Here is an 809-nt window from a genome sequence, read left to right as displayed (position 1 = left end):
GGTTCTGTTGCAAAGTTTTAAATAAAGAATAAAATCCCTTACGGTATCTATGATTTAAGCTGGGATTCCCAATAATACCTTGATTTCAGTACAGACCGAAAACCCGAAGAGAGTGCCTTCTTTTCGGGTTTTCTTATATAATCCTCGAATGGCTTCCATGCCTTTAATCGTGGTAGAGGCAGTGCGTAAACTTCGATAGAATTTATTGCGTCTCTTTACTGGACGATGGTCTTGTTCAATCAAATTATTCAGGTATTTAATGGTACGATGTTCTGTCCCTTGATAAAAGCCGTATTCTTTTAGTTTCTTAAAGGCACTTGTAATAGAGGGGGCTTTATCTGTGACTACAACCTTCGGTTCATCAAACTGCTTCACTAACCGCTTAAGAAAAGCATAGGCTGCTTGTGTGTCCCGTTTTTTACGTAACCAAATATCCAAGGTTAAACCATCTGCATCGATGGCTCGATACAAATAATGCCATTTTCCTTTAATTTTGATGTACGTTTCATCCATTTTCCATGAATAAAAGGATTTTTTATTTTTCTTTTTCCAAATTTGATAGAGTAGTTTGCCATATTCTTGCACCCAACGATAAATCGTCGTATGAGAAACGTTAATGCCACGATCATATAAGATTTCTTGAACTTCACGATAGCTAAGGTTATAACGAAGATAGTAGCCCACGGCTACAATAATCACATCCTGCTGAAATTGCTTTCCTTTAAAATGATTCATCGTCATTCCTCCTGCTATCTTTTTCTATTATTCTACCTTATTTGATAGTAGATTTAAAACTTTGCAACAGAACC

Annotated in this window: 1 protein-coding gene; it reads right to left on the bottom strand. The window is 36.3% G+C overall.

Features of this window, described 5'->3' with window-relative positions; genetic code table 11:
• Positions 1–54 precede the first annotated feature (54 nt).
• Complete coding sequence (locus ACXQH5_RS13745) at positions 55–735, bottom strand: IS6-like element IS1216 family transposase (protein ID WP_001015311.1); 681 nt, start codon at positions 733–735, stop codon at positions 55–57.
• Between the last annotated feature and the right edge of the window lie 74 nt (positions 736–809).

It is taken from the genome of Staphylococcus sp. SA22 (genome assembly GCF_054165785.1).
This window is presented reverse-complemented; position numbering and strand designations above follow the sequence as displayed.